The sequence below is a fragment of the Streptomyces sp. NPDC050759 genome (assembly GCF_044456945.1).
Lineage (GTDB): Bacteria > Actinomycetota > Actinomycetes > Streptomycetales > Streptomycetaceae > Streptomyces.
In genome coordinates this window covers 323,477-348,340 of the sequence record NZ_JBITGI010000006.1, presented here as the reverse complement: position 1 = coordinate 348,340, position 24,864 = coordinate 323,477, and the positions used below count along the sequence as shown (strand labels likewise).

The following is a 24,864-nucleotide window of genomic DNA, read 5'->3' as shown; positions in this document are numbered from 1 at the left end:
ATTGGCAACGGTTTTCACATAGCGACCACCTGACCTGTTTACGACAATCATTTCCATCTAGCGTGAGGGGGCAGTCAGAACCGCACTTGGAGGATCCATGCCCACGTCCCCGTCATCCCGCCGCTTGGTGCTGCTCGTCGGCGCCTCCGTCACCCTGCTGGCAGGCTGCGGCAGTTCCTCGGACTCCGGGAGCGACGGGAGCGCCTCCGCGGCCCCGGCCGCCTCGTCCAAGGTCGCCGTCGTCGCCTCCACCAACGTGTACGGCGACATCGTCTCGCGCATAGGCGCCGACAAGGTCTCCGTCACCTCGGTCATCAGCGACCCCGACCAGGACCCGCACTCCTACGAGGCCAGCACCCAGAACCAGCTGGCCCTGTCGAAGGCGAAGGTCGTCGTCGAGAACGGCGGCGGCTATGACGACTTCGTGGACCGGATGCTCAAGAGCGCCGGCAACTCCTCCGCCGAGGTCATCAACGCGGTCCAGGTCTCCGGCCGGACCGCTCCCCAGGGCGGCGAGCTCAACGAGCACGTCTGGTACGACTTCCCCACGGTCGCGAAGATCGCCGACCGCATCGCGGCCGCCCTGGGCAAGGCCGATCCCGCGAACGCCACGACGTACACGAAGAACGCCGACGCCTTCAAGGCCGACCTGTTGCCGCTGGAGGCCAAGGAGGCACAGATCAAGAAGGAGCACGGCGGCGAGGCGATCGCCATCACCGAGCCCGTGCCGCTGTACATGACCGGGGCGAGCGGGCTGGTCGACAAGACGCCCACGGAGTTCAGCGAGGCCATCGAGGAGGGCGACGACGTCTCCCCCAAGGTCCTCCAGGAGACCCTCGCCCTGTTCACCGGCAAGCAGGTCGAGGCACTGGTCTACAACGCGCAGACCTCGGGCCCGCAGACCGAGAAGTCCGAGCAGGCGGCCAAGGCGGCCGGCATCCCCGTGGTCCCGGTGACGGAGACCCTGCCCAGCGGCAAGGACTACCTCGCCTGGATGACCGGCAACGTCGACGCGCTCGCGAACGCACTGGCCAAGTGAGCGCGGTCATCAGCCTGCGCGGGGCCGGTCTCGCCTACGGTCCGCGCACGGTCTGGAGCGACCTCGAACTCGACGTACGCCCAGGGGAGTTCCTCGCCGTGCTGGGCCCGAACGGAGCGGGCAAGACCAGCTTCGTCCGGGCCCTGCTCGGCCGGCAGCCGCTGTCCGCAGGGGAGTTGACGGTTCTCGGCCGCTCTCCCCGCGAAGCCGCCCGGCACATCGGTTACGTCCCCCAGCAGGCGGCCCTGGCCCCGCAGGCGATGCTCCGCGCCCGTGACCTCGTCCGCTTCGGCATCGACGGCCACCGCTTCGGGCCGCGCCTGCGAACAGCCGCCGTACGCAAGCGAGTTGAGGAGATCCTCGCCTCGGTGGGTGCCTCGGCGTACGCCGACGTCCCGCTCGGACTGCTGTCCGGCGGCGAGCGTCAACGCGTCCGGATCGGACAGGCCCTCGCGACCGATCCCCGCATCCTGCTGTGCGACGAGCCGTTGCTCTCCCTCGACCTCCACCACCAGCGCGCCGTCACCGAGTTGGTGGACGCCCGCCGCCGTTCCCACGGCACGACGGTGGTGTTCGTGACCCACGAGATCAACCCGGTGCTCGGTCTGGTGGACCGGGTGCTGTACCTGGCGCCGGGCGGCCACCGTGTCGGCACCCCCGACGAGGTCCTCACCTCCGCGTCCCTGTCCCGGCTGTACGGCACCCGGGTCGACGTCGTCCGTGTGCACGGCCGGGTCGTGGTGGTCGGCGCCCTCGACGACCCTGCGCACCACGTGCCGGAGGAGGTCCACCCATGAGCGTCTGGCACCAGATGTTCGACTTCGACAACTACGGCGAACTCCTCGTCCTGGTCCGCAACTCGCTCATCGCCGGCGCGGCCCTGGGCCTGGTCGGCGGCCTGGCCGGAGTGTTCGTCGCGATGCGCGACCTGCCCTTCGCGGTGCACGGCATCAGCGAACTGTCCTTCGCCGGCGCCTCCGGAGCCCTTCTGCTGGGCATGAACATCGTGGCGGGCTCGATCATCGGATCCCTCCTGGCGGCCGGCGCGATCGGCCTGCTCGGCACGCGCGCGCGTGACCGCAACTCGGTGATCGGCATCCTGATGCCGTTCGGACTGGGTCTCGGGGTGCTCTTCCTCGCCCTCTACAAGGGGCGCGCGGCGAACAAGTTCGGCCTGCTCACCGGACAGATCGTCGCCGTGGACACCCCGCAGACGACCTGGCTGCTCGCCACCTCCGCGGTGGTCCTGATCGCCCTCGCGGTGATGTGGCGCCCGCTCACCTTCGCCAGCGCCGACCCCGACGTTGCCGAGGCCCGCGGGGTCCCGGTGCGCGGGCTCTCCCTCGCCTTCATGATCGTGCTCGGCCTGGCAGTCGCCCTGTCCGTGCAGGTGGTGGGCGCCCTGCTGGTGCTCTCCCTGCTGATCACCCCGGCCGCGGCCGCCGCCCGCGTCACCGCGTCGCCGGTCCTGCTGCCCCTGCTCAGCGTGGTCTTCGCCATGGCGTCGATCGAGGGCGGCATCCTGCTGGCCCTGGGCAGCAGCATCCCGATCAGCCCGTACGTCACGACGATCTCGTTCGTCCTCTACGTCGTCTGTGGCGCGGTCGGCAGTTACCGGACCCGGCGCTGGGGCACCCGGCGTACGGCTCCGGCCTGAGCCACGCTCTGTCCGTACCCCTCCCGCACGGCCCGCGGCGACGCGCCCAGCTCCTTGCGGCAGGCCTTGTTGAAGGCCTGCAGGTCGGGGATGCCGACGGTCGCCGCGATCGCCGGGATGGCCAGCGTGGAGGCGATGAGCAGGTGCCGGGCGCGTTCCGTGCGACGGCGCCGGATGTAGGCGACGACCGTGTGTCCGGTGTCCTCGCGGAACAGCCGGGTCAGATGGGTGTGCGAGACCCCGGCGGCGCGGGCGATGCCGGGGACGCTCAGGGGTCCGGCCAGATGCTCCTCGATGTGGGAGATCGCCGTCCGCAGCGCGGGGTGCCGGGCCCGGTCCTCGCCGGCGCCGGCCAGGCCGGTCGTGCGCCACAGCACCGTCCACAGTTCGGCGGAGGCCCGGATCGAGGACTGCGTGCCGGCGGCGACCGTCTGCCGCAGCAGTCCGGTCAGCACCGCCGCGTCCGCACCGGCGTCCTGCATCACCGGGACCCGGCGCCGCTCTCCGTCGCCCGGCAGCCGGAAGTGGGCGTACAGGTGCTCGCAGCGCGTGGCGTCGTAGTGGAAGTGCACCTCGGTGTCGGGCGGGACGAGGCTCACGTGTCCCGGGCGGATCGGGTGCCGGGAGCCGCCCAGCTCGAGGGTGCCGGAGTAGCCGTAGAGATGGAGCTGCCACAGCCGTGGGAGCCGGAACACGTCGTGCGGGCCCGCGGAGCCGTGCACGCCGACGCCCGCGTTCTCCACGTGGGGCGGCAGGTCGAGGCTGAGGTCGACGTGCCGGGTCATGGTGGAAAACTACCAGTGGTCGCCGATTACAGCCCACTACTTCCCGGGTGACTGTTCCTACGGTTGCCGTATGCCAACCACACGACAGCTGCTGAGCTCCGCCCAGGTGGCGCGGTTCGTGGCCCACGGTTTCCTGCGCCTGGACGGCATCGTGCCCCGGGAGATGAACGAGGAGGCGCTCGGTGTCTTCGCCGCCGGGCTGCCCTCCGTGCCGTACGGCACACCCGTACCGAAGGCGTTCCCCGACGGCTCCTTCGCCCGCCGACTCGTCGAACTGCCCGCCGTCGCGGGGGCGTTGGAGAGTCTGGTGGGCCCGGATCCGACCGTGGACCACCACTTCGTGCACATCCGTGAGCCGCGCGAGGGCAGCGCCCAGCCGTTGCACGCCGACGCCGTCATCGATCTGCGGTCCGACGCGTTCGACGTCCAGCTCATGTACTACCCGCAGGAGGTCACCGCGGAGATGGGCGGCACGCTCATCGTCCCCGGCAGCCATCTGCGCCGCACCAACGAGACCGACACCGGCCGCTACCAGAACCTGCGCGGCCAGACCCGGCTGACCTGCCCGGCCGGCACGGTCGTGCTGCTGCACCACGGGATCTGGCACGGCGGCCGGCGCAACGACAGCGACACCGTCCGCCACATGTACAAGATCCGCTTCAACCCGACGGTGCCCCAGGTGCGGCTGTGGGACACGGCGGACCTGGACGCGCCTGCCGTCCGGGAGGAACTGGGGCGCGGTTTCCCCTGGTACGAGCAGGCCACCGGACGGCTGGAGATCCTCAACCGGGTCAGGCTGTGGCGTGCCCTGTCCGGCGATCCCGCGTTCGACATCGAGTACTGGGCCACCCGTATCGCCAACCGGCCCGCCGCACAGAGGAGCAACGCGTGACCCTCTCGACCACCCTGCGCCAGCAGGTTCTCGTCCTGTACCTGGACACCTCCGCGCTCGACTCGCGGGTCGTCGGCTGGGCCCGCTACGACGGCACGGGCACCACCCGCCCCACGACCGGGGACAGCGACGAGCCGCCGTACGAGACGGGCGTCGCGGCCCTCCAGGACGGCTGGCGGCTCTTCCAGGCGGCGCAGCTCGTCCCGCCGTATCCGGGGACCGAGCACGAGACGTCGTTCCTCAAGCACGAGTTCTTCTTCGAGAAGCTGGTGAGCGGCGGATGAGACCCGGCTCATAGCTTCACCATCTCGAAATGTGGTCCAATACTCAGCAAGTATGACGAATCGGACTCCGGCTCTTCGAGGAATCACACCAGATGACCCACCCCCGTCTGTCCGCGCCCTCCGCCCCCTTCCTCCCCTCGGAGACGTTGCGGGAGCTGTCGGAGGCGGCCCGGGCGGCGGGGACGGGGCGGGTCCTTGACGAGTTCTGGACGGCCCGCCGGTTCCTGGACGGGACACCGGCGGCCGTCGCGGTCCTGGACGCGGACCTGCGCTATCTGTACCTCAACGACACCCTGGCCAAGTTCAACGGGCTGCCCGTCGAGGAGCACCTCGGCCGTCCCATGCCGGAGGTGATCCCCGGTTCCGGGCCCTCGGCGGAGGTGGCCCGCGAGGTACTCCGTACCGGACGGCCGCAGACGGTCGTCTTCGACGGGCGGCCGCCCGTCGACACGGTGGACGTGCCGCGCTGGTGGCTCGGCGCCTTCCACCGGCTCGAGGGTGAGGACGGCGAGATCCTCGGTGTCGCCGCCGTCGTCATGGAGATCACCGACGGCATCCGGCAGCGCGAGTCGCTCACCCGGGCCCAGGAGCGTCTGGAGCTGCTGGCGGAGACCGCCGCCCGGGTCGGCGGCACGCTCGACGCGGCCGAGGCCTGCCGGGCTCTGACCGGCCTGCTGGTGCCGCGGTTCGCCGACTACGCCGCCGTGGACGTGCTCGACCCCGAGGGCACCCGCAGGGCCCCGGCCACCCCCGTCCCGGTGCGGCTGCGGCGCATGGCGGTGGCCGCCGCACCCGGCACGCCCGAGCCGTTCACCCCCGTGACCAGGAGCGGCGAGGTGATCTTCCACCAGGCCAGTTCGTCGATGGCCCAGGTGCTGGCCGGACACAGACCCGTGGTGCTCAACCGGCCCGACGACGACACCGTGCGGCTGCTCGCCCCCACCCGGCAGCGGCTCGAGCGTTACCGGGCTCTGGAGCTGCATTCCGTGGCCTACCTGCCGCTCATGGTCGGCGGCGAGCCCGTCGGGGCGGTCATCGTCGGCCGCAGGGCGGACTCCCCCGAGTTCACGCCGGACGACGCCGAGCTTCTGGAACTGCTGACCGCGCGGGCCGCGACGGGCATCGGCCACGCCCTGCGCTACACCCACGAGCACGAGACCGCGCTGGAGATGCAGCGCGCCTTCCTGGCCACCCCGCACACACCGGGGCCGGGCGTGGAGATCGCCAGCCGCTATCTGCCCGCCGGGCGGGGTGCCGAGGTCGGCGGCGACTGGTTCGACGCGGTCGCGCTGCCCGCCGGGCGCACCCTGCTCGTGGTCGGGGACGTCATGGGGCACGGGGTGCGGGCCGCCGCGGCCATGAGTGAGTACCGCTCCCTGATCCGGGCGCTGGCCCTGCAGGGGCTCGCTCCCGACCGGCTGCTCACCGAGGCGGACCGCACCGCCGACGCGCTCGACCTGGACCGCGTCGCCACATGTGTGCTGGTCCTCCTGGACCCAGGCGCCGAACTCGCCGTCCTGGCCACCGCCGGCCATGTCCCGCCCCTGGTGGTGCGGCCGGGCACCGCCCCCGAACTCGCGGACCTCCCCGTCGGGCCTCCCCTGGGCACCGGCTTCGGCGGATACGAGAGCCGGCACTGCCCGCTGCCGCCGGGCACCCTGCTGCTGGCCTACACCGACGGGCTCGTGGAGCGGCGCGGCGAGGACATCGACACGGGCCTCGCCGCCCTCACCCACGCGCCCGTCGCCGCCGGGAACGCCCTGCCGGACATCCTGAACACCGTCCTGGACCGGCTGGCCCCGGCCAACTCGGAGGACGACGTCACGCTGCTGGCGGCACGCACCCTGCGGGAGCCGCCCGGACCCCGGTGACCTTCCGCCTCCTCACCGATCGGGGCAGCCCTCGTCCGACGCCGTGACCTGCCATCTGCCGCCGTCGGTCACTTCAGCGGGGACCGTGGCATCGGACGGACGCGTGAGGCGGTACGCGGCGGCAGCCGTGCAGACGACCTGCCGTACCCCGGTGACCTTCCGCCTCCTCACCGGTCGGGGCAGGCCTCGTCCGACGCCGTGACCTGCCATCTGCCGCCGTCGGTCACTTCAGCGGTGACCGTGGCATCGGACGGACGCGTGAGGCGGTACGCGGCGGCAGCCGTGCAGACGACCTGCCGTACCCCGGTGACCTTCCGCCTCCTCACCGGTCGGGGCAGGCCTCGTCCGACGCCGTGACCTGCCATCTGCCGCCGTCGGTCACTTCGGCGGTGACCGTGGCATCGGACGGACGCGTGAGGCGGTACGCGGCGGCGGCCGTGCAGACGACCTGCCGTACCCCGGTGTCGCTCAACCTGTCCATGCCCGGGGGGAGCCGGATCGTCATCGCGTCGCCCTTCACCGTCACCGTCGGGGTGTCCGGCGAGGGCGGGTCGGGGTTCCCGGGCTCGTCGGTGGCGGGTGGCAGTGCCATGGCGGTCGGCACGCCCGGTACCTCGCTGGAGAGCCTCCCCGAGCGCCCCTCCCCGGCCAGCGGACCGGCCATCAGCAGTCGCAGCGCCGCCTCGGGATCACCGGGCAGCTCGGTCGTGCGCGGCATCGCGACGAGTGCGCCGTTCTCGACGAAGTAGACCCGCGTCATCGGGAGGGTCCCGCTCGCGGGACCGCCGGCCTCCACCACTCCGGTCGCGGGGATCCCGCAGGAGGTGAGCGCGAGGAGCGTCAGCAGCGGGACGCTGCGCAGGGCCTTCATGACGGGTTCTCCTCGGGCGACTCGTCCCGCCACAGCGGAAGTTCTACGGTGAAGACGGCGCCGCCCGCCGGGTGGTTGGCCGCGCGGACGGTGCCGCCGTGGATGCGGACGTTCTCGGCGGTGATGGACAGACCGAGGCCGCTGCCCTCCGAGCGGATCCGGGCGGTGTCCGACTTGTAGAACCGCTCGAAGACATGGGGCAGGACCTCGGGGGGGATGCCGGGGCCGCTGTCCCGTACCTCGATGACGGCCCCCGCCTCGCCGACGCTCAGCCGCACCTGTACCGGGCGGGCGCCGTGCTTGAGCGCGTTGCCGACCAGGTTGGCGACGACCACGTCGAGGCGGCGCGGGTCGACGCGTCCGCGTACCGCGTGCGGCGGCGGCAGATCGGTTGCCACCGTGTCCGTCCAGCCGCGGGCGGCGAGGGTGCGCCGGATCGACTCGGCGAGGTCGATCTCGTCCAGGTGCAGCACCGCCGCGCCCGCGTCGAACCGGGAGATCTCCATCAAGTCGTCGACGAGGCGGGCGAGTTTGAGAGTCTCTTCGCTGATGAGTCTGACCGCGGTGGCCGTGTCCGGGTCCAGCCGGGCGGCGTCCTCGTCGAGGACGTCGGTGACGGCGGACATGGCGGCGAGCGGGGTGCGCAGTTCGTGCGAGACGTCGGCCGCGAAGCGGCGGGCCCGCGCCTCCATCTCGCGCAGTTCGGCCACCGATGTCTCCAGCGCGGCGGCCGTCTCGTTGAACGTGTGGGACAGGTCGGCGAGTTCGTCGGAGCCGTTGACCGCGAGCCGGGTGTCCAGACGCCCTTCGGCGATCCTGCGGGTGGCGAGCCGCAGCTTGCGCACCGGCACCAGCACCCCGCGGGCGGCGAGGAGCGCGAGCACGACAGCGAGCGCGAGGGCCACCACCATGGCCCGTTCGACAGCGGTGACCAGGGCGTCGACGTACGCCTGTTCCGTGGTCTGCGGAACGACGAGGAACACGTGGACCCCGGTGACCGTGGCGGCGCTGTCCGGGGCGCCGAAGAGGATCGACATGCCGACGACCAGGGAGGTGCGTCCGTCGCCGCGCACTCGTTGGAAGACGGTGGCCCGGCTGGCGCCGACGGCCTCGCGCACGCCGGGCGTGACCTCGGTGAAGGCGTCGCCCGGGACGGAGGGAGCGCTGAGGTCCCCGTACGTCACCAGCACCCGCCAGCTCCCCTGCGACTCGGTGGCCGCCATGTCCTGTGCGAACTTGCGCAGCGCCGATTCGTCGGGTGGCAGGGCGAGTTCGGCGGCGTGCTGGTTGAGCTGGGCCCGCAGTTGTCTGATGGTGGCGTCCTGGCTCTGCTGGAGTATGCCGGTGCGCGCCTCGCGGAAGGTCAGGGCTCCGGTCGAGATGGCCGCGACGGCGGCGACGAGCCCGAAGGCCACCACCAGACGGGCTCGCAGGCCCCGCAGCCGGCGCTTTCTCACGGCGCCGCGAAGCGGTAGCCGAAACCGCGCACGGTGTGGATGTAGCGGGGTGCGCGGGGCGGCTCGGACATCTTGGTACGCAGTCGTTTGACGCAGGCGTCCACGAGGCGGGCGTCGCCGTGGTAGTCGTGCTCCCAGACCGCCTCCAGGAGTTGCTGGCGGCTGAACACCTGGCCCGGCGAGGCGGAGAGGGTGAGCAGGAGCCGTAGCTCGGAGGGGGCGAGGGCGATCGGCTCGCCGTCCAGCGCGACGGTCAGTCCGGCCCGGTCGACGGCGAGGTCGCCGTAGGTGTCGATCTTCGGCAGGCCCTCGGTGCGGGGTGTGCTTCCGGCCGCCCGGCGCAGGACGGCGCGTATGCGCGCGTCGAGCACCCGGGCCAGGACGGGTTTGACGACGTAGTCGTCGGCGCCCGCCTCCAGGCCGACCACGATGTCCACTTCGTCACCCCGTGCGGTCGCCATGATGATCGGCAGGGTCTGGTCGACGGCCCGTATGCCCCGGCACACGTCCAGGCCGGTCATGCCGGGCAGCATCAGATCGAGGACGACGATGTCCGGCCGGAAGGCCCGCAGCCGGTCCATTCCCTCCTCGCCGGTGGCGGTGGCGGCGACGTCGTGGTTCTGGCGGCGCAGGGCCAGGGCCACGCCCTCCCGCACGGCGGGGTCGTCTTCGATCAGCAGTACACGTGACATGCGCACAGTATCCACACGACCATGACCACGAGGAGGGTTATCGGTTCGTTATCTTCCGGGCCAGGTCCGATCACATGGCGATCACATCGTGAACCACCGTGACAGCGCACAAACGAAACCCCGCCGGCCGTCGTCGCCGGAAGCGCTCCGAACGGAGCGTGAAGAGCCAACTGATGGGCGGCCTGGCCGCGTTGGCGGTCTTCGCGGCCGTCGGTGGCGCGGTGGTGGCGTGGCTGCCGTCCGACGCGGGACGAACGTCCGCTGCTCTGGCACCCGTTGAGAGTCCGGTGCCTCAAAGGACCACCACATCGCCGGAGTCGGAACCGGAACCTGAACCGGAAGAGTCCAGCGCGTCTCCCAGCCCCTCCACGACTCCCCTCCCCCAGAGCGGTCCGGGGACCTTCGTCACCGCGCCCGGCGGGAGCGGGCGGGTCGGCAAGGGCACGCCCCTGCGCTACCGGGTCGAGGTGGAGAGGGGCATCACGATCTCCCCCGAGGACGTCGCCGCGCAGGTGGAGCGGACCCTGGCCGACCCGCGCGGCTGGACGGCCGACGGCCACTCGGCGTTCCAGCGGGTGTCCAGTGGCCCCACCGACTTCCGGGTCCGCCTCGCCACCCCGGCGACCGTCGACAAGATCTGTGCCGAGGGCGGGCTCGACACCGGCGGCAAGGTCAACTGCAGCGTGAACCACGACGTGATGGTCAACCTCAGACGCTGGGTGCTGGCGACCGAGTTCTATCCGAAGGACGTCGTCGGGTACCGCTCGCTGATCATCAACCACGAGGTGGGCCACTTCCTCGGCCACGGCCATGTGACCTGCCCCGGCAAGGGGCAGCCGGCCCCCGCGATGATGCAGCAGATCAAGGGCCTGCTCGGCTGCGTCCCCAATGTCTGGCCGTACGACAGCGACGGCCGTCTCCTCACGGGCCCCTCCGTCCCGTGACGCATTGATCCCCCAACTGTCAGGAGTTCTGATGGAGTTACGCGTACGCCACAGACATGCGGCCATGGCCGCGGGAGTGGCTTCCGTGACGCTGGTCCTCGCCGGTCTCCCGGCCGGCGCGGGAGCCGTCGACACCGGGGGCGGTCGTACGGCCGCCGCGGTACGGACGGTCACGCTGGTCACCGGCGACCGGGTCCTGGTCGGCGCCAAGGGGCAGGTCTCCGGAGTGGAGCGGGCGCCGGGCCGAAAGGACGTGCCGTTCTCGGTCCGGGAGGTCGCCGGACACACCCGGGTCGTTCCCGGCGACGCCGAACTGCTGCTCGCGCGGGGCAAGTTGGACGCGAGACTGTTCGATGTGACCCAGCTGCTCAAGGACGGCTACGACGACGCGGGCCGCTCCGACGTCCCGCTGATCGTCACGTTCAAGGGCAAGAAGACGCCCTCGATGAGCCCGTTCACCGAGGCCGGGGCCCGGATGGGCCGTACGCTGCCGGTGGTCAACGGCAAGTCGATGCGTTCCGTCAAGAAGCGGACCACCGACTTCTGGGACACCGTCACCACCGAGGAGTCCGGGACCGTCGAGAAGGTCTGGCTGGACGGCCGCCGCAAGGCCTCGCTCGACAAGAGCGTCCCCCAGATCGGCGCACCCACCGCGTGGGCCGCCGGATACGACGGCACCGGAGTGAAGGTCGCCGTCCTGGACACCGGAGTCGACACCTCCCACCCCGATCTGGCGGACCAGGTGGTCGAGGAGAAGGACTTCTCGGGCTCCGACGGCACCGGCGACAAGTTCGGACACGGCACACACGTGGCGTCCACGGTGGCCGGCACCGGCGCCAAGTCCGAGGGCAAGTACAAGGGGGTCGCGCCGGGCGCGAAGATCCTCAACGGCAAGGTCCTGGACGACACCGGCTTCGGCTCGGACTCCGGGATCATCGCCGGCATGGAGTGGGCGGTGGCCCAGAAGGCGGACGTCGTCAACCTCAGCCTCGGCGGCACCGACCTTCCGGGCTCCGACCCGATGGAGGAGGCCGTGGACCGGCTCTCCGCCGAGTCCGACACGCTCTTCGTCGTGGCGGCGGGGAACGAGGGCGAGTACGGCGAGGGCACGGTCGGCTCGCCCGGCAGCGCGGACGCCGCGCTCACCGTGGGCGCGGTCGACAAGTCCGACGCGCTCGCCGACTTCTCCAGTCGCGGCCCGCGGGTCGGGGACAGCGGCGTCAAGCCGGACCTGACCGCGCCCGGTGCCGAGATCACGGCAGCGGCGGCGGCCGGCAGCATCGTCGAGGAGCAGTTCCCCTCCGGCGTCCCCGGCTACGCCACCCTCGACGGTACGTCCATGGCGACCCCGCATGTCGCGGGCGCCGCCGCCCTCCTCGCCCAGCAGCACCCCGACTGGAGCGGCGAGCGTCTCAAGGCGGTCCTCACCGGCTCCGCGAAGCCGGGGACGTACAGCTCCTTCCAGCAGGGCACCGGCCGTACCGATCTGGTCCGGGCGCTGGAACAGAACGTCGTCACCGAGCAGGGGCCGCTCGACTTCGGCGAGCAGCAGTGGCCGCACGACGACGACAAGCCGTCCACCAAGCAGCTCACCTACCGCAACATAGGTACCGAGCCGGTCACCCTCGACCTGTCCGTCGACGCCTTCGCGGTGGACGGGAAGCCCGCCGCCGAGGGCATGTTCAGTGTGTCCCCGCAGCGGATCACCGTTCCGGCGGGCGGCACCGCCGGCGCCGAGGTCACGGCGGACACCCGCGCGGGGAGCGCCGACGGCAGCTTCGGCGGTTCGGTGCAGGCCACGTCGGCCGACGGCAAGGTCCAGGTGCGGTCCGCCGTAGGGGTGGCGCGCGAGGTGGAGTCGTACAGCCTGACCCTCAAGCACATTGACGAGAGCGGCCGGCCGACCGGGGACGCCGCCACCGCCGTCGCCGATTTCGACGGCGACTTCTACGCCGAGTACGCCGACGAGCAGGACGGCGAGCTGACGGTACGGCTGCCCAAGGGCGACTACATCCTCAGCGGGGTCGTCCACCCGGCGACCTCGTCGCCCGTCCACGGCGTTCTGGTGGAGCCGAGGTTCCGGCTGGACGGCGACAAGACCGTCACCGTGGACGCCCGGCAGGCGAAGCCGGTGGACATCACCATGCCGGACCCGGCGGCCGAGAACACCGACGCCACCGTCGTGATCGGCTTCGGGCGCGGCGAGGGCGAGCGGGACGGTTCACTCCAGTACCTGATGCCGACCTTCCAGGGCTCGCGGTTCGGGCGGCTCGGCGGCGGAGAGCCCGTGGACGGTCTCAACGCCCTGTATTCCGGCGGCTGGAGCGGCAAGGGCGCGGACGACGACCGGGTCAACTACCACGCGGCCTGGTTCCGGGAGGGCAGCGTGGACGGCTTCACCGCCAAGGTCGGGCGGAAGCAGTTGGCGAAGGTGGACCTCGAGGTGGGCGAGGCGGTCGACGGCCGACGCGTCCAGGCCGAGGTGAGCCCGCACCTGCCCGACGGCGAACTGGTCTTCGGCTTTACCGACATGCGGGGCGACCTGCCGTTCCGGAGCACCGAGTACCTCCTCGACAACGGTGTGCAGTGGTCCATGCGCACCTGGCAACTCTCGGGCGACGGCCGGGAGTCGGTCTTCGAGAACTTCCTCATGAGGATGCCGCAGACCTGGAAGGCCGGTCACCACTACCAGGAGCGCTTCAACGTCGGCGTCTTCGGCCCGGCGCTGGGCGGCACCGGACAGCTCGGGCCGGCCAGGGGCTTCCCGGGTGTCGCCCGCACGGGGAACACCGTCCGGGCGTATGTCCCGCTGTTCGGCGACGGCGGCGGACACTGGGGCATCAGCGACACGACCGCGGTGACGACCAGGCTGGAGGCGAACGGCAAGGAGATCGCCGACGACTACGACACCCCTCCGACCGACGGGGTCACCGAGTACACGGTTCCGGCAGCGGACACCACGTACAAGCTGACCGTGGACAACTCCCGTGACCCGGCCGTGTATCCGGTCAGCACCCGGGTCCGCGCGGAGTGGACCTTCCGCTCGGCGAAGACCCCCGAGAGCGAGTTCGCCTCCCTGCCGCTGTCGACGGTCCGCTTCAGCCCCGACCTGACCCTGGCCAGCACGGCCAAGGCGGGCAAGCGGTTCGAGGTGCCCTTCACCGTCGAGGGCGCGGCGGCGGGACAGCGCCCGGCGAAGCTCGCCTTCCAGGTGTCCTACGACGAGGGGAAGACCTGGCAGGCCGCCAAGTCCGTCGGCGGCACGCACCTGTCGCTGAGGCACCCGGTGACGGCGGGCTCCGTCTCCCTGCGCGCGGAGCTGACGGACCGGGCGGGCAACACCCTGACCCAGACGATCGAAAGGGCCTACCTGACCACTCCGTAACCCCCTGTACCCACCTGCCCGGGACGGCCTCGCCGCTGTCCCGGGCAGCCGTGTCCACCTGGGCGACGGTCGGTCAACAGGCAGCAGATCAAGCCCTGTTGGGGCCGATGATTCACATGAGGTGGCCCTCGGGGACTAACGTGAACGTCCACGACCGGTGTCCGACCGTTCGGCGGGTCTCCCCGTCGCGCACACGCAGGAGCGTCCATGGCTGATCAGGCAGAGAACTCCGAGCAGTCCGAACAGGAGGCCTTGCCCAAGATCGACACCTCTGTGCCGCAGTCCGCCCGGATCTGGAACTACTGGCTGGGAGGGAAGGACAACTACGAGGTCGACCGGGTGGCCGGTGACGCCTTCCGCGAGATCTTCCCCGGCATCGAGACCGGCGCCCGCGCGGCGCGGTACTTCCTCGCCCGCGCCGTCCGTCATCTGGCCGGTGAGGAAGGCGTCCGGCAGTTCCTGGACATAGGCACCGGGCTGCCGAACGTCGACAACACCCACCAGATCGCCCAGCGGGTGGCCCCGGAGTCCCGGATCGTCTACGTCGACAACGACCCGCTGGTGCTGGCCCACGCCCGCGCGCTGCTCACCAGCACCCCGGAGGGGGTCACCAACTACGTCGACGCCGACCTGCGCGACCCCGCCACGATCCTGCGGGAGGCCGGGAAGACCCTGGACTTCGACAAGCCCGTCGCCCTCATGCTGATGGGCATCCTCGGCCACATCGAGGACCACGACGAGGCGTGCTCGATCGTGCGGGAGCTGGTCGCCGGGCTGCCCTCCGGCAGCTTCCTCGTGCAGTACGACAGCACCGCCACCAGCGAGGCCTACGTCCAGGCCATCCAGCAGTACAACGAGGGCGGTTCGATCCCCTACATCCTGCGCAGCCCCGAGCAGCTCGCGCGCTACTTCGACGGACTGGAGCTGCTGGAGCCGGGCGTGGCGTCGTGCTCGCGCTGGCGCCCCGACACCGAGGCGCTGGGACTTCCCGCGGAGGTGCACCAGTACGGCGGTGTCGCCCGCAAGAGCTGAGACCGCTCCCGGCGTGGGGTCAGGTCTCCTGGAGGATGCGGTGCAGGATCGTGGGCGTCTCGTCCGGTGACTCGGCCTCGACGGCCAGGCGGTTCATGGCGTCCCAGTAGCACTCGATCTCGGCGGGACGGTCGGGATAGAGGCCGGTGGCGAGTTGTTCGAGGTAGACGACGTCGGGCAACTCGCTGCCGGGCAGCCGCACGATGGTGATCGGGCCCCCCTCCGCCGAGTGTCCGCCGGAGAGGAACGTCAGGACCTGGATCGTGACCTGCGGGAGCCTGCAGACCTCGATGAGATGCCTGATCTGGGCCCGCATCGTGGAGCTGCCGCCCACGGGCCGCCGCAGCGCCGCCTCGTCGAGCACGGCCCAGAGCCTGGTCGCCGGCTGCCTGTGCAGGATCCGCTGCCGGGACATCCGTAACGCGACACGTCGTTCGATCTGCTCCGGGGACGCGTCCGCGTGGGCGAGCCGGAGGGAGGCACGGGCGTAGTCGGGGGTCTGCAGCAGGACGGGGACCCGCTGGACCTCGAAGCAGCGGACGAGACTCGCCGCCTGTTCGGCCGCGAGGTAGGTCTGCGTCCAGGCGGGCACCACATCGTTGAAGTACTGCCACCAGGCGGGGGTGTTGGACTCCTCGACCAGGGTCAGCAGGGTGGCGCGTTCGGCCTCGCCCGTGACGCCGTAGAGAGTGAGCAGATCCTCCACGTCCCGCGGCTTGAAGCCGTGACGGCCGGCCTCCATACGACTGATCTTCGACCGTGAGCCGCGGATGGCATGCCCCGCGTCCTCACGGGAGACCCCCCGCTCCTCCCGCAGCCTGCGCAGCCGCGCGCCGAGCAGTAGTCGCGGCACCATGGGCCCGGCCGACCGCCCGCCCAGGATCCCGCTGTCGATCGGTGTTCCTGCGGACTTATGGGCACCCATGGGCATTTCTCCCTGCGGCGGAATGCGACTGTGCACACGTACAGGCACTGCGAGTTGCCATCGTAGGGGCTGACGACCCGGCTCGGATCCGTACGCGGAAGCGGGCCTACGCGCTGTCGGCGGCCGCGGTGCTCGGGGCCGGGCCGCCCGGGGTGCCCGCGGCGCCCGAGCCGCCGAACCGGATGCCCTTGGCCTCCTTGCCGACGGCGCTCAGCACGATCACCACCGCCAGGGCCGGCACCACCGTCCACGCCATCGCCGCCGGATAGCCGTGCCGTTCGGCGAGGGCTTCCTGGATGGGCAGGTTGAGGGCGGCGATCAGGTTCCCGAGCTGATAGGTGACACCGGGGTAGAAGCCGCGGATCGCGTCCGGGCTCATCTCGGTCAGGTGCGCGGGGATGACGCCCCAGGCTCCCTGGACGCACATCTGCATCAGGAAGGAGGAGAGCATCAGCCAGCCCACGGTCGTCGACAGCACGAAGAAGGGCACCACGACCAGACCACCGGCGGCCGCGATCATGATCGTGCGACGGCGCCCCAGCCTCTCGGAGAAGGCACCGAGCAGCGCGCCTCCGATCATGGCGCCGATGTTGTAGACGACGGCGATGGCGATGGAGGTGTCCGGGGACAGACCCAGGCCCTTCTTGACGAAGGTCGGGTAGATGTCCTGGGTGCCGTGCGACATCCAGTTGAAGGCGGTCATCAGCGCCACGAGGTACACGAAGCGCTTCAGCACGGCCGGGTCCCTGAACACCTGGTACGCGGGGGTGCGGTTGAGCTTGACGCTCTTCTCCCACACCTCGCTCTCCTCCACCCGGCTGCGCACCCACAGGGCGACCAGGGCGGGCACCAGACTGAAGGCGAACAACCCGCGCCAGCCGAAGGCGGGTTCGATGACGAAGAACGCCACGGCGGCGAGCAGATACCCCAGCGAGTAGCCGCTCTGCAGGAGGCCCGACCAGAAGCCGCGCCGCTCGGCGGGGATCTTCTCCATGGCGAGCGCAGCGCCCAGGCCCCATTCGCCGCCCATGCCGATGCCGTACAGCAGACGCAGCACCAGCAGAACGGCGTAGTTGGGCGCGAAGGCGCAGGCGAATCCGACGATCGAGTAGAAGACCACGTCGACCATGAGCGGGAGCCGGCGGCCCCTGCGGTCCGCCCACATGCCGAAGACGAAGGCCCCGACCGGCCGCATCACGAGGGTGGCGGTGGTGAGGAAGGCCATGTCGGTGAGGGAGACATGGAAGTCGTCGGCTATCTCGCTGTAGACGAGGACCACCAGGAAGTAGTCGAACGCGTCCATCGCCCATCCCAGATAGGCGGCGACGAACGCGTTGCGCTGGTCCTTGGTGAGCCCCTTCGCCTGTTCCCGAACGGTATTCAGCATGCCGGCCCTTCCCACGGTTCCGCAGGTGAGGCTAGGTCCGAGTGACGACGCGAACAACGCATGACGAGCAAAGCGAGACCCACAATTGCGCCAAGCCGAGGGCCCGTTCGTCGGCCGAAGGCCGTCTACCGGCGCCGGGCGGGGCCGGGCACACTGAAGCGTCGGCCGCGGCCTTGCGCCCTCACGTGTCCCCCTCACCAGCCCTACCGCACTCGGGAGGCTTCAGTGATCAGAGCACGCCGTACCGGCACCGGACGACCGCGGCTGATCGCCTCGGTGGTGAGCCTGCTCGTGGTGACCGCTCTCGCGGTGTCGGGCACCAGCGCGGCCGCGACGCCCGAGGCCGACGCCGCACCAGCCTCCGCCTCGGTGTCCGGCGCGGCTTCGGCCGTCGAGGCCCTGGCAATCGCCGGGACGAGCTGGGCCGTCGACACGCGCACCGGGCAGCTGCGGATACGCGCCGACTCCGCGGTCGCCGAAGCGGACCTGGCCAGAATCCGCCGGGCCACCGGGCACTTCGCGGGTGCCGCGACCCTGGAACGGGTCGAGGGCCGGCTGCGCACCCTCCTGTCGGGCGGCGACGGCATCTACGCGGCCGGCTGGCGCTGCTCGGCGGGGGTCAATGTGCGCAGCGGCTCCACCTACTACTTCGTCACGGCCGGTCATTGCACCGACGGCATGCCCACCTGGTACACCAGCTCTGCCATGACCACGACGATCGGCCCCACGACCGGCACCAGTTTCCCGGGCGACGACTTCGGTGTCGTGCGGTACTCCAACCCGGCCGTACCGCACCCCGGCACCATCGGAACCGTCGACGTCACCGGGACCGCGACCGCCTACGTCGGCCAGAGCGTCTGCCGCCGGGGAGCCACCACCGGCGTCCACTGCGGCAGGGTCACCGCGCTGAACGCGACCGTCAACTACGGGGACGGAACCGTCGTCACGGGGTTGATCCAGACCAACATCTGCGCCGAGCCGGGCGACAGCGGCGGCCCGCTCTATGCCGGCGACAAGGTCGTCGGCATCCTCTCCGGCGGCTCCGGGAACTGTGCCACCGGAGGGACCACCTATTACCAGCCGATCCAGGAAGTGCTCAACACTTACGGGCTGTCCGTGTACTGACGAGACGGAGCCCCCAGGGAACAGTGGTTCACCAGGGTCGCGGTGTCCGCCCCGGCGGGCAGGCCCACAGTCCGGGAGGCGGGTGGCCGCCGACCGGTGCCGAGCCAGCGTTCGAGAGCCGTGAACGCCGTGCGGTAGCAGGGCGCGAGGGGACGCAGCCGGTCCGGGAACACGTCGGCCAGGGCATCGGTGTGGGTGCCGCCCTCGATGCGGTAGTAGCGGTACAGACCGCCTCGTCCGGCGTCGCGCACCATACGGGCGTAGACGTCGGAGTCCTGACTGATCGGCAGCAGGACGTCCAGGGTGCCGTGCAGGGTGATCAGTGGCTTGCCGATCCGTCCGGTCAGGGCGATCCTCGCCACGGCCCGCCTCACCTCGTCGGGACGCGTCGCGTAGTCGTAATCGGTGTCGCAGGCCGGTGTCCCCGCCGCGCAGTACGGCGTACCCGCCTCCGTCGCCCCGTCGAAACCAGGGTCGAGTTCCTCACGGTAGATGCGCTGGGTCAGGTCCCAGTAGACCTGGTGGTGATACGGCCAGAGGAACTCCGACCCGGCCGGGAACCCCGCGGCGTGCAGCGCCTCCTGCGCCTCCCGGGCAGGTCCGCCCCCGGCGGCGTACACCGGGTAGTGCCGCAGCGCCTCGGGCAGGAAGTCCAGCAGGGTGGGCCCGTCGGGGCGCCACAGCGTGCCTTCCCAGTCGACTCCGCCGTCGTAGAGCTCGGGACGGTTCTCCAGTTGCCAGCGCACCAGGTATCCGCCGTTGGACATGCCGGTCACCAGGGTGCGCGAGGGCGGACGGTGGTAGCGCCGGGCGACCGTGACCCGGGCGGCTCGGGTGAGCTGGGTGAGCCGGGCGTTCCACTCGGCGATGGCGTCGCCCGGCGCCTTCCCGTCCCGGTGGAAGGCGAGGCCGGTGTTGCCCTTGTCGGTGGCGGCGTACGCATAGCCGCGGGACAGTGCCGAGTCGGCGATGGCCCGGTCGTTGGCGTACTGCTCACGGTTGCCGGGGGTGCCGGCGACCACCAGGCCGCCGTTCCACCGGTCGGGCAGACGGATGACGAACTGGGAGTCGTGTCTCCAGCCGTGGTTGGTGTTGGTGGTGGAGGTGTCGGGGAAGTAGCCGTCGATCTGAATGCCGGGGACGCCGCTGGGGACGGTCAGGTCCTCAGGTGTCAGCCCGGCCCAGTCGGCCGGGTCGGTGTGCCCCGAGGCAACCGTACCGGCCGTGGTCAACTCCGCCAGACACGCGGCCTGTTGACGTTCGGCACCCGGTACGCGGACCTGCTCGCGGTGCGCGCAGTGACCGCCCGGATCCCCCGATACGGCGGTGGCTTCCACGGACGTGGGAGTGAGCACGAGAGCAACCACGGCGAGGGCGACGGGAAGGCGGTGTTGGTGTTGCCGGGAGCCTGGCGGAGAACTGAGGGACAGACGCATCAGATTGCCTCCGAGGACGCTGAGGGATGCGCGGGAGACTAGGGCGCCCCACCCGCCTCAGACATGGGTCGGCCAACCACCGTCAGCCTGCCGGCGATGGTGCGGGACACCACCCCGAGCCGCGAGGCAGGTCCTGCACGAGCGACTATGGGCGGCCATCACACAGCACTCCCCTCGGTCCTGGCTGTTCAGCCCATCCCAAGGCCCGCGGGTACGCCCCGATGATGCACGGCACCCCATCCCCCAACGGGCCCCGCCCGTGCATCAGGAGGCAGTCGTCATGGGACCGTCGCACCCTCCGTTCCGCTTCACGAAGAGCCGCCGCCTCGTCAGAGGCATCCGCCGCCGGATCGCCGCCGCCGCGGGCACCCTGGCCCTCACAGCCGGCCTGGTCGCCATGGGCCCGCAGGCGTCCGCCGCGGGCCTGACGCAGGTCACCGGCTTCGGCACCAACCCCGGGAACCTGTCCATGTACACCTATGCGCCGGACACCCTGCCGCCCGGCGCCCCGCTCGTTGTCGCCCTGCACGGCTGCACACAGAGCGCGAGCGACTACTACGCCCACTCCGGCTGGCCGAAGTTCGCCGACCGCTACGGCTTCGCGCTGGTCCTCCCCCAGACGAGCAGCGCCAACAACGCCAACTCCTGCTTCAACTGGTTCGAGCCGGGGGACAGTTCGCGTGGTCGGGGCGAGGCACTGTCGATCAGGCAGATGATCGACAAGGCCGTCTCCCAGTACGGCAGCGACAGCCGCCAGGTCTACGTCACCGGCCTGTCCGCCGGCGGCGGCATGACCGCGAACCTGCTGGCCGCGTACCCCGACGTCTTCGCGGGCGGGGCCATCGACTCCGGTCTGCCCGCGTCCTGCGCGACCACCGTGTCCGCGGCGTACACCTGCATGTACAGCCCGCCGGACAGGACCCCCGCCCAGTGGGGCGACCTGGTGCGCTCCGCCGCGCCCGCCGGCGTCACGTCCTGGCCGCGCATCGCGATCTGGCAGGGCTCCGCCGACACCACGGTCCGGCCCGCCAACGCCACCGAGCTGCGCGACCAGTGGACCGACGTGTGGGGCATCGGCCAGACACCTTCACGCACGGAGAGCCTGAGCGGGGGCACCACGCTGACCGCCTACGACGACGCCTCCGGCCGACCCGCGGTCGAGGTCTACTCGGTCGCGGGCATGGCGCACGGGCTCGCGGTCGACCCGGGCAGCGGCGACGAGCAGTGCGGCGCCACCGGCACGTACTACCTCGACACCATCTGCTCCGGCTACCACACCGCCCGCTTCTGGGGCCTCGACGGCCACGACCAGGGCAACGGCGCGCTCCCCGCGCCCACAGGTCCGACGGTCACCGGGACCACCGACACGACCACGACCCTGAGCTGGAACGCGGTGCCCGACGCGGCCTCGTACACCGTCTACCGAGACGGCACGAAGGTGGGCACCACCGGGTCGACCACCTACACCGACACCGGCCTGAACTCAGGCACGACATACGCCTACACCGTCGCGGCCGTGGACGCGGCAGGCGCGGCAGGCGCGGTGTCCGCCGCGGTGACGGCGTCCACCGGGTTCACACCCACGTGTCATACAGCGAGCAACTACGACCACACGGTCGCCGGACGCGCCCATCACATCGACGGCCACACCTATGCGAACGGCTCCGACGAGCCCATGGGGCTGTGGAACACGTTCACCGGGCACACCCTCGAGCAGGCCGCGCCCGGCTACTACGTGGTGGCGGACTCCGGCTGTCCGGCCTGAGCCCGGACGGCCGATACATCGGGTGTATTGGGGAGACACGTACGCGTTTCACTCACACGAGAACCAACCCTGCGCGGACGCGATGCGGTCGAAGTCATTGACTCCTCCGATGTATTGGTGTTGCCTCCGACCGGATCGACCTCCACTCCCGCAACGGAAGGACACCCGATGAACAGGAGATCCGTCTTACGGACAGCGGCCGGACTGCTGGTCGGCGGCCCCGTACTCACCCTCCCCCGGACCGCGGGCGCGACGGTGGCCGCCGACCCGACCGACGGCTGGCGGCAGACGTCGTTCACCTACAGCTGGCAGAAGCCCTGGAACCTCGACCTGAGCGAGCGTCACAGCTACAGCGGCGGAGTCCACCGGATGTGGGTGTACGCCACCGACGAGCCCTTCGAGGAGGGCAGCTCCACCGATCCGCGCACGGAGATGCGCTGGAAGGCCGACTACACCACGGGCGATCACATGTGGGACGCCGATGTCTACCTCCCTTCCGGCTCGGACGGCGCCTCCTTCGTCCAGATCCTGCGGAGCGTCCACCCCTCCGGGACTCCGGCCACCGACATCATGCTCAACGTCTACGACACGGGCGGGGGCACCGTGCGCCGCTACGACGGCACGGCCCTCAGGACCGGGGCCTACGACACCTGGTTCAACGTGAAGATCGCCCACCAGGCGAGCACGGGAACGGGCACGGTCAAGGTCTACTTCGACGACTCCCTCGTCCTGACGGTCGCCGACCGGGGCCCTGCCACCCGCTACTTCAAGAACGGCGTCTACAACCACGGCTCCGGGCGCGCGGAGGCCCGCTTCCGCAACATCCGGTACTGGACGCGATGACCGCGACGAGCCGACAGAGCTGACAGAGCTGACCCAACTGTCCGTTCTGGTCCGCTTTCAGGCTTTCCGGGGCGCTCCCGCACCCACGACGCACCCACTCCGCCTCGCTCAGGTCGGTTCATTAGGATCCAACCGCACTGTATGCGCGGTTGAGGGGGTACGCAGGATGCGCGCATGGATGGTCAGAGCCGGCAGCGACGGTGAACGTGAGGAGCCCGATCTGAACGGCGGCATCATCGCGGCTGGATGGCCGGAGCTCACCGCCGACATCAGGGATGTCACCACCCGCGAACAGCTGCGCGCCATAGTGGAGGCGACCTATCCGGGTTACAACCCCAGGGTGATCGGCAACTGGGTCGGTCAGCTGTGGCGCTTCCTCCACGAGATGAGCGTCGGCGATCTGGTCGTGCTGCCACGCCGCTCAAGGCAGCTGGCGCTCGGCCGGATCACCGGCGAATACGCGTTCCATCGCAACGTCGAATCCGGACTTCAGCACACCCGGCAGGTGGACTGGGTGCGCACCGACCTCGACCGCTCAGCAGTTCGACAGGACCTGCTCGACAGTATGGGCTCGCTTCTGACGATCTTCGAGCTGCGGCGGTACGACGCCGCCCGACGCATCGCCACGCTGCTCGAAACAGGCGAGGATCCCGGCGGCGGGGAAACCACGCCAGTCAGCCTCTCCTTCGCCTCAGCCGCCAAACTCCTCGATGCGGCCACCACTGCTCCGACCGATCAGCCGCTGAACATCACGATCCGTAACCTTCTCGAGGCGTGGGGCGCCACCCGGCGAGGCTCCACCATCGTCGACCAGATCGAGACGGACCTGGCGGACAAAGGGCTGACCGCAACCCCTCCCCTCACCACCGGGAGCATCGACACCACCGTCACACTGCTGCGCACCGGCGCCGAGCCGGGCCCGGACCAACCTCTGTTGACGGACGAGGACGTCCCGGACGAAGAGGTGGAGCTGGCGCCACTTACCTACCGCATCAGCCATCTCGCCTCGGCCAACGGCGGCGTGGTGTCGGTGACCCTCGACGACACGCTGCAGCGCGCCATCACCAAGATGGTCTACCACGACTTCTCGCAACTGCCGGTACTTGATGAGCAGGGACGACTGTGCGGGGCCGTGACGTGGGAGTCGATCGGAAAAGCCCGCATGTCCGGAAGGCCGCTGACCCTCGCAGATGTCGTTGTCCAGTCTCCGCTGGACCTGCACGGCCAGGCCGAACTCCTCCCCTGGATTCCCCAGATCCAACAGCATGGCTACGCCTTCGTCCGCAACGACCAGCACGCCGTCACTGGCATCGTCACCGCAGCCGACCTCACGAGCCAGTTCGGGGTCCGCGTCGAACCCTTCGTACTGCTCGAAGAGTTGGAACAGCGATTGCGGCGGCTCCTCAACCGCGCACTGGGCGCCGCCAGAATCACCCTTGAGGCGGTCCATTCCCAGCTGAGGCCCCACCGCAGGAACAGAGTTCGCGGCGCGGACGACCTTACCCTCGGCGAGTACCGTTTCGTTCTTGCCCCGGAGGATCACTGGGTGGCCTTGGAGTGGGACGCGGATCAGGACCTCGTGCTCGAGTCACTCAGAGAATGTGCGGACTTCCGGAACAGACTGATGCACTTCAGCCCAGATCCTCTTCCGGACACGGAGTTGGCTCCGGTGCGCGGACTGCTGGAGGTTCTGCGTTCCTTGGACCCGATTGCCTGATCACTGGTCGACCAGGATCAAGGTCAGGAACCCGCAAGGAAGGTGATACGAACCTTTCGCTGCGAGTTATCACGATTTGTGTCCACCAGGCACACCGACTGCCAAGTCCCCAGCTCCAGCTGCCCGTTCACCACCGGCAGCGTCGCGTGGGGCGGGACGATCGCCGGGAGGACGTGGTCGCGGCCGTGGCCGGGGCTGCCGTGGCGGTGCTGCCAGCGGTCGTCGGCGGGGAGGAGGGTATGGAGGGCGGCGAGGAGGTCGTCGTCGCTGCCGGCACCGGTCTCGATGAGCGCGACACCGGCTGTCGCGTGGGGGACGAAGACATTGAGGAGTCCGTCACGGCCTGCGGCGACCTCCCTGAGGAAGGCCTCGCAGTCGCCGGTGAGGTCGACGATCCGCTCCGACGAACCGGAGGCGACGTTCAGGACTCGGGTGGTGAAAGCGTCTGCCATACCCCCATCCTCACCCCTGAGCCCGAATTCACTCGTCATTCCGGGACCATCCTGCGATACGGCGGGTCCAGTCCGCGAGACGCCATTGACCGTGGACACGCCGAATGGCTAGCTTCGGCCCCATGTTGCGTTCAGTCCTGCTCACCACGCGCGGTCACATCGACCTGCTGCGGGTGGCCTCCGCCGCGTGTCGCCGCGGCTGCTGACGCCCTTCTCCCCACTTTTCCCGCACCCTCGTTCCGCCGACCGGCGCGCACGGTGATCCGCGCCGTCCTCAGGCGGCGTCGAGGCGTGCCCCTCGCCGG

22 protein-coding genes are annotated in these 24,864 nt (G+C 70.5%); 14 read left to right on the top strand and 8 right to left on the bottom strand.

All coding sequences use genetic code 11. From position 1 onward, the window contains the following. Positions 1-97 precede the first annotated feature (97 nt). The 3 genes from ACIBJB_RS20950 to ACIBJB_RS20940 are packed head-to-tail and all read left to right on the top strand — an operon-like array spanning position 98 to position 2,696. Positions 98-1,039, top strand: a complete 942-nt coding sequence (locus ACIBJB_RS20950) for a metal ABC transporter solute-binding protein, Zn/Mn family (RefSeq protein WP_398932587.1) — start codon at positions 98-100, stop codon at positions 1,037-1,039. Next, positions 1,036-1,836: a metal ABC transporter ATP-binding protein gene (locus tag ACIBJB_RS20945; RefSeq protein WP_398932586.1), complete on the top strand. Its 801-nt coding sequence runs from the start codon at positions 1,036-1,038 to the stop codon at positions 1,834-1,836. Before ACIBJB_RS20950 ends, ACIBJB_RS20945 begins: the two co-directional genes overlap by 4 nt. Continuing rightward, entirely contained in the window at positions 1,833-2,696 is an 864-nt protein-coding gene (locus tag ACIBJB_RS20940) for a metal ABC transporter permease (protein WP_398932584.1), read from the top strand. Before ACIBJB_RS20945 ends, ACIBJB_RS20940 begins: the two co-directional genes overlap by 4 nt. On the opposite strand, the gene ACIBJB_RS20935 is transcribed toward ACIBJB_RS20940, so the two are convergent. Then, positions 2,651-3,481: a helix-turn-helix domain-containing protein gene (locus ACIBJB_RS20935; RefSeq protein WP_398932582.1), complete on the bottom strand. Its 831-nt coding sequence runs from the start codon at positions 3,479-3,481 to the stop codon at positions 2,651-2,653. The two genes, ACIBJB_RS20940 and ACIBJB_RS20935, sit on opposite strands and share 46 nt — an antisense overlap. Before the next feature lie 70 nt (positions 3,482-3,551). Between ACIBJB_RS20935 and ACIBJB_RS20930 the strand changes: the two genes are divergently transcribed. The 3 genes from ACIBJB_RS20930 (at position 3,552) to ACIBJB_RS20920 (ending at position 6,528) form a co-directional block, all read left to right on the top strand. Beyond that, complete coding sequence (locus ACIBJB_RS20930) at positions 3,552-4,373, top strand: phytanoyl-CoA dioxygenase family protein (protein ID WP_398932580.1); 822 nt, start codon at positions 3,552-3,554, stop codon at positions 4,371-4,373. Continuing rightward, positions 4,370-4,657 carry a hypothetical protein gene (locus tag ACIBJB_RS20925; RefSeq protein ID WP_398932578.1) on the top strand — a complete coding sequence of 96 codons (288 nt, stop codon included), beginning with the start codon at positions 4,370-4,372 and terminating at the stop codon, positions 4,655-4,657. The genes ACIBJB_RS20930 and ACIBJB_RS20925 overlap by 4 nt, the downstream gene beginning before the upstream one ends. A gap of 92 nt (positions 4,658-4,749) precedes the next feature. Beyond that, positions 4,750-6,528, top strand: a complete 1,779-nt coding sequence (locus tag ACIBJB_RS20920; RefSeq protein ID WP_398932576.1) for a SpoIIE family protein phosphatase — start codon at positions 4,750-4,752, stop codon at positions 6,526-6,528. 322 nt (positions 6,529-6,850) lie between these two features. Here the strand turns inward: ACIBJB_RS20920 and ACIBJB_RS20915 are convergent, their stop codons facing one another. The 3 genes from ACIBJB_RS20915 to ACIBJB_RS20905 are packed head-to-tail and all read right to left on the bottom strand — an operon-like array spanning position 6,851 to position 9,548. Continuing rightward, positions 6,851-7,399 (bottom strand): hypothetical protein, encoded by a 549-nt coding sequence (locus tag ACIBJB_RS20915; RefSeq protein ID WP_398932574.1) that lies wholly within the window; start codon positions 7,397-7,399, stop codon positions 6,851-6,853. Beyond that, positions 7,396-8,856, bottom strand: a complete 1,461-nt coding sequence (locus ACIBJB_RS20910) for an ATP-binding protein (protein WP_398932572.1) — start codon at positions 8,854-8,856, stop codon at positions 7,396-7,398. Before ACIBJB_RS20910 ends, ACIBJB_RS20915 begins: the two co-directional genes overlap by 4 nt. Then, positions 8,853-9,548, bottom strand: a complete 696-nt coding sequence (locus ACIBJB_RS20905; RefSeq protein WP_398932571.1) for a response regulator — start codon at positions 9,546-9,548, stop codon at positions 8,853-8,855. Before ACIBJB_RS20905 ends, ACIBJB_RS20910 begins: the two co-directional genes overlap by 4 nt. 173 nt (positions 9,549-9,721) lie before the next feature. Between ACIBJB_RS20905 and ACIBJB_RS20900 the strand changes: the two genes are divergently transcribed. From ACIBJB_RS20900 to ACIBJB_RS20890, 3 genes are all read left to right on the top strand, one after another. Beyond that, positions 9,722-10,492 carry a DUF3152 domain-containing protein gene (locus ACIBJB_RS20900; protein WP_398932696.1) on the top strand — a complete coding sequence of 257 codons (771 nt, stop codon included), beginning with the start codon at positions 9,722-9,724 and terminating at the stop codon, positions 10,490-10,492. A gap of 31 nt (positions 10,493-10,523) precedes the next feature. Continuing rightward, entirely contained in the window at positions 10,524-13,877 is a 3,354-nt protein-coding gene (locus ACIBJB_RS20895; protein ID WP_398932569.1) for a S8 family serine peptidase, read from the top strand. 207 nt (positions 13,878-14,084) lie between these two features. Then, on the top strand, positions 14,085-14,909 hold the full coding sequence (locus tag ACIBJB_RS20890) for an SAM-dependent methyltransferase (protein WP_398932567.1): 825 nt from the start codon (positions 14,085-14,087) through the stop codon (positions 14,907-14,909). A gap of 19 nt (positions 14,910-14,928) precedes the next feature. Here ACIBJB_RS20890 and ACIBJB_RS20885 read toward each other — a convergent pair whose 3' ends face one another. Both ACIBJB_RS20885 and ACIBJB_RS20880 read right to left on the bottom strand, forming a co-directional pair. After that, the gene (locus ACIBJB_RS20885) at positions 14,929-15,765 is read right to left on the bottom strand and encodes a helix-turn-helix domain-containing protein (RefSeq protein ID WP_398932695.1); all 837 of its coding nucleotides are present in this window, start codon (positions 15,763-15,765) and stop codon (positions 14,929-14,931) included. A gap of 175 nt (positions 15,766-15,940) precedes the next feature. Next, positions 15,941-17,221, bottom strand: coding sequence for an MFS transporter (locus tag ACIBJB_RS20880; protein WP_398932565.1), 1,281 nt, complete (start codon positions 17,219-17,221; stop codon positions 15,941-15,943). A 228-nt stretch (positions 17,222-17,449) separates the two neighbouring features. Here ACIBJB_RS20880 and ACIBJB_RS20875 point away from each other — a divergent pair, with 228 nt between their 5' ends. Next, complete coding sequence (locus ACIBJB_RS20875; RefSeq protein ID WP_398932694.1) at positions 17,450-18,346, top strand: S1 family peptidase; 897 nt, start codon at positions 17,450-17,452, stop codon at positions 18,344-18,346. Here ACIBJB_RS20875 and ACIBJB_RS20870 read toward each other — a convergent pair. Then, positions 18,325-19,782: a tannase/feruloyl esterase family alpha/beta hydrolase gene (locus tag ACIBJB_RS20870; protein ID WP_398932563.1), complete on the bottom strand. Its 1,458-nt coding sequence runs from the start codon at positions 19,780-19,782 to the stop codon at positions 18,325-18,327. The two genes, ACIBJB_RS20875 and ACIBJB_RS20870, sit on opposite strands and share 22 nt — an antisense overlap. A gap of 280 nt (positions 19,783-20,062) precedes the next feature. On the opposite strand from ACIBJB_RS20870, the gene ACIBJB_RS20865 reads away from it, so the two are divergent. The 3 genes from ACIBJB_RS20865 to ACIBJB_RS20855 all read left to right on the top strand — a co-directional run bounded on the left by ACIBJB_RS20865 (position 20,063) and on the right by ACIBJB_RS20855 (position 24,107). Next, positions 20,063-21,547, top strand: coding sequence for an alpha/beta hydrolase family esterase (locus tag ACIBJB_RS20865; protein WP_398932560.1), 1,485 nt, complete (start codon positions 20,063-20,065; stop codon positions 21,545-21,547). Positions 21,548-21,715: 168 nt separating this feature from the next. Next, a complete protein-coding gene (locus tag ACIBJB_RS20860; RefSeq protein WP_398932558.1) occupies positions 21,716-22,390 on the top strand; it encodes a polysaccharide lyase family 7 protein in 675 nt (224 codons plus the stop codon). Positions 22,391-22,556: 166 nt separating this feature from the next. After that, positions 22,557-24,107, top strand: a complete 1,551-nt coding sequence (locus ACIBJB_RS20855; RefSeq protein ID WP_398932556.1) for a CBS domain-containing protein — start codon at positions 22,557-22,559, stop codon at positions 24,105-24,107. A 23-nt stretch (positions 24,108-24,130) separates the two neighbouring features. On the opposite strand, the gene ACIBJB_RS20850 is transcribed toward ACIBJB_RS20855, so the two are convergent. Next, positions 24,131-24,559: a secondary thiamine-phosphate synthase enzyme YjbQ gene (locus ACIBJB_RS20850; protein WP_398932554.1), complete on the bottom strand. Its 429-nt coding sequence runs from the start codon at positions 24,557-24,559 to the stop codon at positions 24,131-24,133. A gap of 104 nt (positions 24,560-24,663) precedes the next feature. Here ACIBJB_RS20850 and ACIBJB_RS20845 point away from each other — a divergent pair, with 104 nt between their 5' ends. Next, positions 24,664-24,765 (top strand): putative leader peptide, encoded by a 102-nt coding sequence (locus ACIBJB_RS20845; RefSeq protein ID WP_356244832.1) that lies wholly within the window; start codon positions 24,664-24,666, stop codon positions 24,763-24,765. Positions 24,766-24,864 lie beyond the last annotated feature (99 nt).

Bases quoted from the DNA above. Each gene is read 5' to 3' on its own strand.
- ACIBJB_RS20915 (WP_398932574.1), bottom strand. From the start codon at position 7,399: ATGAAGGCCCTGCGCAGCGTCCCGCTGCTGACGCTCCTCGCGCTCACC.
- ACIBJB_RS20900 (WP_398932696.1), top strand. From the start codon at position 9,722: ATGGGCGGCCTGGCCGCGTTGGCGGTCTTCGCGGCCGTCGGTGGCGCG.
- ACIBJB_RS20860 (WP_398932558.1), top strand. From the start codon at position 21,716: ATGAACAGGAGATCCGTCTTACGGACAGCGGCCGGACTGCTGGTCGGC.
- ACIBJB_RS20845 (WP_356244832.1), top strand. From the start codon at position 24,664: ATGGCTAGCTTCGGCCCCATGTTGCGTTCAGTCCTGCTCACCACGCGC.
- ACIBJB_RS20930 (WP_398932580.1), top strand. From the start codon at position 3,552: ATGCCAACCACACGACAGCTGCTGAGCTCCGCCCAGGTGGCGCGGTTC.
- ACIBJB_RS20920 (WP_398932576.1), top strand. From the start codon at position 4,750: ATGACCCACCCCCGTCTGTCCGCGCCCTCCGCCCCCTTCCTCCCCTCG.
- ACIBJB_RS20950 (WP_398932587.1), top strand. From the start codon at position 98: ATGCCCACGTCCCCGTCATCCCGCCGCTTGGTGCTGCTCGTCGGCGCC.
- ACIBJB_RS20855 (WP_398932556.1), top strand. From the start codon at position 22,557: ATGCGCGCATGGATGGTCAGAGCCGGCAGCGACGGTGAACGTGAGGAG.
- ACIBJB_RS20940 (WP_398932584.1), top strand. From the start codon at position 1,833: ATGAGCGTCTGGCACCAGATGTTCGACTTCGACAACTACGGCGAACTC.
- ACIBJB_RS20850 (WP_398932554.1), bottom strand. From the start codon at position 24,559: ATGGCAGACGCTTTCACCACCCGAGTCCTGAACGTCGCCTCCGGTTCG.
- ACIBJB_RS20880 (WP_398932565.1), bottom strand. From the start codon at position 17,221: ATGCTGAATACCGTTCGGGAACAGGCGAAGGGGCTCACCAAGGACCAG.
- ACIBJB_RS20890 (WP_398932567.1), top strand. From the start codon at position 14,085: ATGGCTGATCAGGCAGAGAACTCCGAGCAGTCCGAACAGGAGGCCTTG.
- ACIBJB_RS20935 (WP_398932582.1), bottom strand. From the start codon at position 3,481: ATGACCCGGCACGTCGACCTCAGCCTCGACCTGCCGCCCCACGTGGAG.
- ACIBJB_RS20885 (WP_398932695.1), bottom strand. From the start codon at position 15,765: ATGGTGCCGCGACTACTGCTCGGCGCGCGGCTGCGCAGGCTGCGGGAG.
- ACIBJB_RS20865 (WP_398932560.1), top strand. From the start codon at position 20,063: ATGGGACCGTCGCACCCTCCGTTCCGCTTCACGAAGAGCCGCCGCCTC.
- ACIBJB_RS20905 (WP_398932571.1), bottom strand. From the start codon at position 9,548: ATGTCACGTGTACTGCTGATCGAAGACGACCCCGCCGTGCGGGAGGGC.
- ACIBJB_RS20870 (WP_398932563.1), bottom strand. From the start codon at position 19,782: ATGCGTCTGTCCCTCAGTTCTCCGCCAGGCTCCCGGCAACACCAACAC.
- ACIBJB_RS20895 (WP_398932569.1), top strand. From the start codon at position 10,524: ATGGAGTTACGCGTACGCCACAGACATGCGGCCATGGCCGCGGGAGTG.